This is a genomic window from Luteimonas soli, from assembly GCF_042648865.1.
Taxonomy (GTDB): Bacteria; Pseudomonadota; Gammaproteobacteria; order Xanthomonadales; family Xanthomonadaceae; genus Luteimonas; species Luteimonas soli.
In genome coordinates this window covers 641,110-649,360 of the sequence record NZ_JBHRYA010000001.1, presented here as the reverse complement: position 1 = coordinate 649,360, position 8,251 = coordinate 641,110, and the positions used below count along the sequence as shown (strand labels likewise).

At 68.3% G+C, this 8,251-nt stretch carries 9 protein-coding genes; 1 reads left to right on the top strand and 8 read right to left on the bottom strand.

The annotated features are described in order from the left end of the window. Window positions 1-97: 97 nt before the first annotated feature. The gene (locus ACFONC_RS03005) at window positions 98-1,723 is read left to right on the top strand and encodes an amidase (protein WP_386742143.1); all 1,626 of its coding nucleotides are present in this window, start codon (window positions 98-100) and stop codon (window positions 1,721-1,723) included. Window positions 1,724-1,810: 87 nt separating this feature from the next. Here the strand turns inward: ACFONC_RS03005 and ACFONC_RS03000 are convergent, their stop codons facing one another. From ACFONC_RS03000 to rpsM, 8 genes are all read right to left on the bottom strand, one after another. Then, complete coding sequence (locus ACFONC_RS03000; protein ID WP_386742141.1) at window positions 1,811-2,881, bottom strand: WD40/YVTN/BNR-like repeat-containing protein; 1,071 nt, start codon at window positions 2,879-2,881, stop codon at window positions 1,811-1,813. Between the two features lie 74 nt (window positions 2,882-2,955). Next, the gene (locus ACFONC_RS02995; protein WP_386742226.1) at window positions 2,956-4,341 is read right to left on the bottom strand and encodes a class II 3-deoxy-7-phosphoheptulonate synthase; all 1,386 of its coding nucleotides are present in this window, start codon (window positions 4,339-4,341) and stop codon (window positions 2,956-2,958) included. 78 nt (window positions 4,342-4,419) lie between these two features. Beyond that, window positions 4,420-4,920 (bottom strand): disulfide bond formation protein B, encoded by a 501-nt coding sequence (locus ACFONC_RS02990; protein WP_386742225.1) that lies wholly within the window; start codon window positions 4,918-4,920, stop codon window positions 4,420-4,422. 132 nt (window positions 4,921-5,052) lie between these two features. Further along, a complete protein-coding gene (gene rplQ / locus ACFONC_RS02985; RefSeq protein ID WP_386742139.1) occupies window positions 5,053-5,427 on the bottom strand; it encodes a 50S ribosomal protein L17 in 375 nt (124 codons plus the stop codon). A gap of 256 nt (window positions 5,428-5,683) precedes the next feature. Then, window positions 5,684-6,682: a DNA-directed RNA polymerase subunit alpha gene (locus ACFONC_RS02980; protein ID WP_386742138.1), complete on the bottom strand. Its 999-nt coding sequence runs from the start codon at window positions 6,680-6,682 to the stop codon at window positions 5,684-5,686. A gap of 51 nt (window positions 6,683-6,733) precedes the next feature. Next, the gene (gene rpsD / locus ACFONC_RS02975; RefSeq protein WP_386742136.1) at window positions 6,734-7,366 is read right to left on the bottom strand and encodes a 30S ribosomal protein S4; all 633 of its coding nucleotides are present in this window, start codon (window positions 7,364-7,366) and stop codon (window positions 6,734-6,736) included. 14 nt (window positions 7,367-7,380) lie between these two features. Beyond that, window positions 7,381-7,773, bottom strand: coding sequence for a 30S ribosomal protein S11 (gene rpsK / locus ACFONC_RS02970; protein ID WP_386742135.1), 393 nt, complete (start codon window positions 7,771-7,773; stop codon window positions 7,381-7,383). A gap of 12 nt (window positions 7,774-7,785) precedes the next feature. After that, window positions 7,786-8,142 (bottom strand): 30S ribosomal protein S13, encoded by a 357-nt coding sequence (rpsM, locus tag ACFONC_RS02965; protein ID WP_386742133.1) that lies wholly within the window; start codon window positions 8,140-8,142, stop codon window positions 7,786-7,788. Window positions 8,143-8,251: the final 109 nt, after the last annotated feature.

Sequence of the window (8,251 nt, the reverse complement as noted above, 5' to 3'; positions counted from 1 at the left end):
TCTCGTAGGAGCGGCGGAAGCCGCGACCCCGCCGCCCTGGTTGCCGGCACCATCCGCTCGCGCGATGCTGTCCGCCCACCCGCACAGGAGAGCGACGATGCCGCGCCCACCGACGTTCGCGCTGCTGCTCGCCTGCATGCTGCTGGCCGCCTGCAACCGGCAACCGCCCGCGGTGACACCCACCGCCGGCAACGATGCCGTCGCAGCGTCGGTCGACGCGGACACACAGGACGCCTTCACCTTCGCCGAAGCCGACATCGCCAGCCTGCAGGCGCGCATGGCCGACGGCACGCTGGATAGCCACGCGCTCACCCAGGCCTACCTCGACCGCATCGCCGCCATCGACGATGCCGGCCCCCGCCTCAACGCCGTGATCGAACTCAATCCGCAGGCACTAGAGGAAGCCGATGCGCGCGACGCCGAGCGCAAGGCCGGAACGGTGCGCGGCCCGCTGCACGGCATCCCGATGCTGCTGAAGGACAACATCGACGCAACGCCGATGGTCAATTCGGCCGGCTCGCTCGCGCTTGCCGAACACCGCCCGAAGGACGACGCCTTTCTCGTGCAGCAGCTGCGCGAGGCCGGCGCGGTGATCCTCGGCAAGACCAACCTCAGCGAGTGGGCCAACATCCGCTCGTCGCGTTCGACCTCGGGCTGGAGCGCGCGCGGCGGACAGACGCGCAATCCGTATGCGCTCGATCGCAGCCCCTGCGGCTCGAGCTCAGGCACGGGCAGTGCGATCGCGGCGAACCTGGCCGTCGTCGGCATCGGCACCGAGACCGACGGCAGCATCATCTGCCCGTCCGCCGTCGCCGCGCTGGTCGGGATCAAGCCGACCGTCGGCCTGGTAAGTCGCGACGGCGTCATCCCGATCTCGCGCAGCCAGGACACCGCCGGGCCGATGGCGCGCAGCGTTGCCGACGCCGCGGCGGTGCTCGCCGCGATCTCCGGCGAAGACGCAAACGATGTCGCGACGCAGGCGAGCGTCGGCCACGTGGTCACCGACTACACGCCGCACCTCAAGGCCGACGGCCTGGCCGGCGCGCGCATCGGCGTGGTCCGCGACCTGATGGGCTACCAGCCCGACGTCGACGCCGCGATGGAGCAGGCAATCGCCGCGATGCAGGCTGCGGGCGCGACCGTCGTCGATGCGGACATCGCCACCCTGAACGACTGGAACGACCCCGAATTCACGGTGCTCAAGTACGAACTCAAGGCCGGACTGGAGCGCTACCTGACCGAAAGCGACGCACCGATCACGACCCTCGCCGGCCTGATCGAGTTCAACCGCGAGCATGCCGAGCGCGAGATGCCGTTCTTCGGCCAGGACATCTTCGAACAGGCGCAGGCACTGGGGCCGCTCACCGACGCAGCCTATCTCGACGCGCGCAAGAAGACGCGACAGCTCGCTGGACCGGAGGGCCTCGACGCCACGCTCGCCGAGCACCAGCTCGACGCGCTGGTGGCGCCGGCCACCTCGCCTGCCTGGCTGATCGACCCGATCAGCGGCGACCACTTCACCGGCGCCGGCTACGGCGTGGCCGCCGCGGCAGGTACGCCCAGCATCACCGTGCCGATGGGCAACAGCCACGGCCTGCCGCTGGGCGTGGTGTTCATGGGACCGGCGTGGAGCGAGCCGCGGCTGGTGGAACTGGCCTATTCGTTCGAACAGGCCACGCACGCCCGGAAGCCGCCACGCTTCCAGCCGACGGTCACCCCGTGAGTGGCGGCAGCGATGATGGCCGTGACTTGTCGCGCGACGCGGACAGTCATCCCCGGACCATGAGGGTGCGGCGCGGTCGCGTTGCTGCTAGTTGCCGATCTCGATCCTGGCAATGCGACCATCGTCGCCACTCGCCCAACCGACGTTGCCGTTGATATCGATGGCGTCGTAGCCGGTGGCCGAAGCCGGCTTCCAGCCCTCAACGTCCCATGCACCGACGCCGGAAGGCCCCACGGCGACACAGCGCGTCGCGTCCTTGTTGCAGGCGATGCCGGACCGGTAGCCTGGCGTCGCCGGTAGCGGCGTCACATCGAATCCGGCATCGGCCGAAGGCGCCGGCACGATCTCGGCGCCCTTGTCCGCGTGCACCGCAGCCGATGCGCCGGCTGCAAACTTCGCTGCACTCGCAGGCGCCGTTTCAGCGCGGAAATCGCCGCCCACCGCGATAAAGCTGCCGGGTGCCGTCCCCGCCAGCGAGAACACGCCTTTCGATTCGGCGCCCGCATCGAAGCCGCTGGCAACCCGCTGCCATTGCACCGCGCCATCGCGAAGGAAATGCACGGCCGAACGACTGCCGCCCGTGGCCACGGCCAGTACGGTGTCCGCGCGGGCGATGCAGGTGCCGCTGGCGGCAAACGCGGCTTCGCCTGCATCGGCTTGCGGACCATCGGGCAGCAGCCGCCAGCTGCGTCCACCGTCGTCGGTGGCATGGATCTGGAATCGACCGTCCACCGGATCGCCAAGCAGCCAGCCGCGCTCGCCTTCGAACGCCATGCAGTCGAAGAACGCGCGCGGATCGCGGTTGTCCAGCACAAGTTGCCAATGCCCGCCGCCATCGTCGGTTCGATAGACGCGCGAAGCCTCCCCCGGGCCGATGGCGAGCACGACCGCGGTCTGCGCATCGAAGCCTTCGACGTCGCGGAAGTCGAGCTCGTCCGCGCCCGGCACCGCGATGCGCCGCCAGTGCTTGCCGCCGTCGCGCGTGCGCAGCACGGTGCCTTTGGCGCCACTGGCCCAGGCAACGTCGCCGTCGACCGCGGAGATCCCGCGCAGGCGCACATCGACGCCGCTGTCCTGCGGCAGCACGCGGACGCCATCGGCGGCGCTCGCGAACGCGGATGCACAGCACAGCAGCAAGACTGCAAGGCAACGTTTCATGGCGCGCTCCGGACGGACCGCGTCGAGGCTAGCATGCACGCAAGGCAGGCCAGCCGGCACGCCGGCCGCCCGGATCAGGCCAGCGACAGGCTCTGCTTGCGCACGATCAGCATCGCCGTCTCCAGCGCCTGCTCGTAGTTCAGGCGCGGGTCGACGCTGGAGCGGTAGGCGCGCTCGAGGTCGCGGTCGCTCAGGTCGCGGGCGCCGCCGGTGCACTCGGTCACGTCTTCCCCGGTCAGCTCCAGGTGCACGCCGCCCAGGCGCGTGCCGGCGGCGGCGTGGAGGTCGAACGCCTGTTCGATCTCGCTGCGGATGTTGCGGAAACGCCGCGTCTTGTAGCCGTTGCTGCTCGCCTCGGTATTGCCGTGCATCGGGTCGCAGACCCACAGCACGCGGCGGCCGTCGCGCCGGATCGCGTCGAGCAGCGGCGGCAGCCTGTCCGCGATGTGCGCGGCGCCCATGCGGTGGATCAGGCTCAGCCGGCCGGGTTCGTCGTCGGGGTTGAGCACGTCGACCAGCGCCAGCAGCTGGTCGGGCGTCACCGAGGGGCCGATCTTCACCGCGACGGGATTGCGGATGCCGCGGAAGTACTCGACGTGCGCGCCGTCGAGTGCGGCGGTGCGCATGCCGATCCACGGGAAGTGCGTGCTCAGGTCGAACCAGCCCCACTGTCGCGGCACCTGCCGGGTCTGCGCCTCCTCGTAGGGCAGCAGCAGCGCTTCGTGCGAGGTGAAGAAGTCGACCCGGTTGAGGTTGTGCACCGCGGTCCCGGACAGCGTTTCCATGAAGCGCACCGCGTCGCCGATGCCCGACACCATGCGGTGGTACTCGTCGGCCAGCGGCGAGTGCCCGACCCACCGCAGGTCCCAGTACTCGGGATGATGCAGGTCGGCGAAGCCGCCGTCGATCAGCGAACGCACGAAGTTCATCGTCATCGCCGAACGCGCGTGCGCCTTGACCATGCGCCTCGGGTCCGGAGTGCGCGCCTGCGCCGTGAACTCCGGTGCGTTGACGATGTCGCCGCGGTAGCTGGGCAGGGTGACACCATCGCGGGTCTCGGTGTCGGCCGAGCGTGGCTTGGCGTACTGGCCGGCGAAGCGGCCCACCCGCACCACCGGCAGGCGCATGCCGTGCACAAGCACCAGGCTCATCTGCAGCAGCACCTTGAGCCGGTTGGAAATGACGTCCGAACTGCAGTCGCTGAAATTCTCCGCGCAGTCGCCGCCCTGGAGCAGGAAGCGCCGCCCCTCCTGCGCGTCGGCCAGCTGCTGCTTGAGTGCGGTGATCTCCCACGACGTCACCAGCGGCGGCAGCGCGCGCAGCTCGTCCTGCACGCCGGCCAGCACGTCCTGGTCGGGGTAGGTCGGCAACTGCATCGCGGGGCGCTCGCGCCAGCTGGCGGGCGTCCAGCCTGCGGGCAGGCTGACGGGACGGAGTGCGGGTCGTTCGGATTGGGACATCATCGGCCGGTCATGTTGCGTCGCAGCGAAACCCCATCATCTGCCCGCAGGGCGCCCCGCGCAACCCGCCATCGCGGTTCAGCGGCGCCGGAACGCCGCCGTCAGCACCAGCAGCGCCAGCAGCACGAACCACAGCAGGCTCCAGGCCGGCATCGACAGGCCGAGGAAGGTCCAGTCCACCGTCGCGCACTCGCCCGAGCCGGTCAGCACCTGGCGGATCACGTCGGTCAGCGGATTGACCTCCATCATGAACGACAGCGGCGGCCCGCAGGCCGGGACCTGGTCGGCCGGCAGGTGGGTCAGCCAGACGTGCCGCGCGGCGATGGCGATGCCCGTCAGCGCGGGCACCAGTGCCAGGACCCCGTACACGCGACGCCCGGCCGCGCCCTTCGGCGCGTGCAGGCCGGCGACCAGCAGCACCAGCGCAAGCGCGGCGAAGGCGATGCGCTGGAAGATGCACAGCGGGCACGGCTGCAGGCCCCACTGGAACTGCGAGAAGATCGCGAAGCCCACCAGCGCCACGCAAGCGGCAAAGCCCGCAAGACACTGGTTGCGGAAGGACCAGCGGGAAGGATTCAGGGTCACGGACGGTTGCCTTCGTTGATCGGATCGGACGCGGTGGTCGCCCGCCGCAGCGCGTCAAGATAGCAAAACAAAACCCCGGCACGCAGGCCGGGGTTTCGGGTGTCGCGCTTGCAGCGTGGCGCCAGCTTACTCGGCGACGGCCTGCGGCCGGTCGACCAGCTCGACGTACGCCATCGGCGCGTTGTCACCGGCGCGGAAGCCGCACTTGAGGATGCGCAGGTAGCCACCCGGACGGCTGGCGTAGCGCGGGCCGAGCGTGGTGAACAGATTGCCCACCGCTTCCTTGTCGCGCAGGCGCGAGAAGGCCAGGCGCCGGTTGGCAACGCCGTCGGTCTTGGCGAGCGTGATCAGCGGCTCGGCGACGCGACGCAGCTCCTTCGCCTTGGGCAGGGTGGTCTTGATCAGTTCGTGCTTGAACAGCGACGCGGCCATGTTGGTGAACATCGCATCGCGGTGGGCGCTGGTGCGGTTGAACTTGCGGCCGGATTTCTGGTGGCGCATGGTCGTGATTCCTTGTCAGGTATGAATGCTGGAACGCTGGACTTCTCTGTCGCCATCCTGGCGCTGGTACTTGGACTGCGGTTGGCCCTGGCCGGCATCCTTCGCCGGACGTGCCGCGAACTCGGGTCCGTCGGCGCTTTTCAAGCCCTCCCCTTCAAGGGGAGGGTTGGGTGGGGATGGGTTTCAAGCGGCGGCGCAGAAAGCAACCCATCCCCATCCCGGCCTTCCCCTTGAAGGGGAAGGAGACAACAAACAATTACCCCAGCATGCCGTGGGCGGAAACGCCGGCCGGCGGCCAGTTTTCGAGCTTCATGCCGAGCGAAAGGCCGCGCTGGGCAAGGACTTCCTTGATCTCGGTGAGCGACTTCTTGCCCAGGTTCGGGGTCTTGAGCAGCTCGACCTCGGTCTTCTGGATCAGGTCGCCGATGTAGTAGATGCTCTCGGCCTTGAGGCAGTTGGCCGAACGCACGGTCAGCTCCAGGTCGTCGATCGGACGCAGCAGGACCGGGTCGACGCCGGTGGCCGGGGTCTTCGGTGCGCCGCGGTCGCGGTGGGTGAAGTCGCCGAACACGCTCAGCTGGTCGGTGAGGATGTCGGCGGCGGTGCGCACGGCTTCCTCGGCGTCGATCGTGCCGTTGGTCTCGATGTCGATGACCAGCTTGTCCAGGTCGGTGCGCTGTTCGACGCGGGCGGCCTCGACCTCGTACGCCACGCGGCGCACGGGCGAGAACGAGGCGTCCAGCATCAGCCGGCCGATCGCACGGGTTTCCTCGTCCGGGCGGCGGCGCGAGGCGGCCGACTGGTAGCCGAAGCCGCGCTCGATCTTCAGGCGCATGTTGATCGACGCATCCTTGGTCAGGTGGCAGATCACGTGCTCGCCGTTGAGGATCTCGACGTTGTGGTCGGTCTTGATGTCGGCGGCGGTGACGATGCCGGGGCCGGACTTGGCCAGCGTGAGCGTGGAGCTCTCGCCGGTGCCCATGCGGATGGCGACGTCCTTGAGGTTGAGCAGGACTTCGAGCACGTCCTCCTGCAGGCCCTCGATCGTGCTGTACTCGTGCAGCACGCCGTCGATCTCGACCTCGGTGATCGCAAAGCCGGGGATCGACGACAGCAGCACGCGGCGCAGCGCGTTGCCGAGGGTGTGGCCGTAGCCACGCTCCAGCGGCTCGATCACGACCTTCGCGCGATTGCCGGCGAGGCGTTCGATCTGGGGACCACGCGGGCGCAAGACCTGGTTGGCGTTAGCCGTCATGTTCTGGTGTCTCCTGGGGCTCGCCGGCGGGGATCCGGCGATGCCATGTGATTACTTCGAATACAGCTCGACGATCAGCGCTTCGTTGATGTCGGCAGGCAGGTCGCCGCGATCGGGCACCGCCTTGAACACGCCGCTGAACTTGTTCGAGTCGACCTCGACCCACGACGGCGACAGGTCCATCGTCGAGGCCACGTTCAGCGCTTCCTTCACGCGGAGCTGCTTCTGCGCACGCTCGGACAGCGCGATCGCGTCGCCGGCCTTGACCTGGTACGAAGGCAGGTTGACCGGGTTGCCGTTGACCGTGATGCCGCGGTGCGAGACCAGCTGGCGCGCGGCCGGGCGGGTGACGGCGAAGCCCATGCGGTAGACGACGTTGTCCAGGCGGGTTTCCAGCAGCTGCAGCAGGTTCTCGCCGGTGTTGCCCTTCTTCGTCGAGGCCTTCTTGTAGTAGTTGCGGAACTGGCGCTCGAGCAGGCCGTAGATGCGCTTGACCTTCTGCTTCTCGCGCAGCTGGGTGGCGTAGTCGGACAACTTGCCGCGACGGGTGTTGGTCGCGCCGTGCTGGCCGGGTTTCTGTTCCAGCTTGCACTTGGAGTCCAACGCACGCGTCGGGCTCTTGAGCGACAGGTCGGCGCCTTCGCGACGGGCGAGCTTGCAGGTGGGACCGATATAACGAGCCATCTTTTCTCAGCTCCTCAGACGCGACGCTTCTTCGGCGGACGGCACCCGTTGTGCGGGATTGGCGTCACGTCGATGATGTTGGTGATCTTGTAGCCGACGTTGTTGAGCGAACGTACGGCCGACTCGCGGCCCGGACCCGGGCCCTTGATGCGCACTTCCAGCGACTTCACGCCGTAGTCGAGCGCGGCCTTGCCGGCCTTCTCGGCGGCGACCTGGGCGGCGAACGGGGTCGACTTGCGCGAACCGCGGAAACCCGCGCCGCCCGAAGTCGCCCACGACAGCGCATTGCCCTGGCGGTCGGTGATGGTGACGATGGTGTTGTTGAACGAAGCGTGGACGTGGGCGATGCCATCGGTGATGACGCGCTTGATCTTCTTCTTCGGCTTGGCAGCGGATGGTTTGGCCATGACTGTTCCTTATTACTTCCTGATGGCCTTGCGCGGACCCTTGCGGGTACGGGCATTGGTCCGGGTGCGCTGGCCGCGCAGCGGCAGGCCGCGGCGGTGGCGCAGGCCGCGGTAGCAGGCCAGGTCCATCAGGCGCTTGATGGCCATGCCGATCTCGCGGCGGAGGTCGCCTTCGACCACGTACTTGCCGACTTCGGCGCGCAGGCGCTCGACTTCCGGCTCGGACAGGTCACGGATCTTGGTCGACGAATTCACGCCGGCTGATTCGCAAAGCTTCTTCGAACGGGTACGGCCAATGCCGTAGATGCTCTGCAGCCCGACCCAGACATGCTTCTGGGCAGGCAGGTTGACACCTGCAATACGCGCCATGCGCGATCTCCAACTGTTTGGCGGCCGGACAGGGAAATCCGGCGGAGTGAACAAGAAATTCTAACAGGGTCTCGGGTTGCTAGGAAGGGGGGCCGGCATCCTGCCTGCA

Coding starts and splice junctions, on each gene's coding strand:
- ACFONC_RS03005 (WP_386742143.1), top strand. CDS start 98: ATGCCGCGCCCACCGACGTTCGCGCTGCTGCTCGCCTGCATGCTGCTG.
- ACFONC_RS03000 (WP_386742141.1), bottom strand. CDS start 2,881: ATGAAACGTTGCCTTGCAGTCTTGCTGCTGTGCTGTGCATCCGCGTTC.
- ACFONC_RS02995 (WP_386742226.1), bottom strand. CDS start 4,341: ATGTCCCAATCCGAACGACCCGCACTCCGTCCCGTCAGCCTGCCCGCA.
- rplQ (WP_386742139.1), bottom strand. CDS start 5,427: ATGCGCCACCAGAAATCCGGCCGCAAGTTCAACCGCACCAGCGCCCAC.
- ACFONC_RS02980 (WP_386742138.1), bottom strand. CDS start 6,682: ATGACGGCTAACGCCAACCAGGTCTTGCGCCCGCGTGGTCCCCAGATC.
- rpsD (WP_386742136.1), bottom strand. CDS start 7,366: ATGGCTCGTTATATCGGTCCCACCTGCAAGCTCGCCCGTCGCGAAGGC.
- rpsK (WP_386742135.1), bottom strand. CDS start 7,773: ATGGCCAAACCATCCGCTGCCAAGCCGAAGAAGAAGATCAAGCGCGTC.
- rpsM (WP_386742133.1), bottom strand. CDS start 8,142: ATGGCGCGTATTGCAGGTGTCAACCTGCCTGCCCAGAAGCATGTCTGG.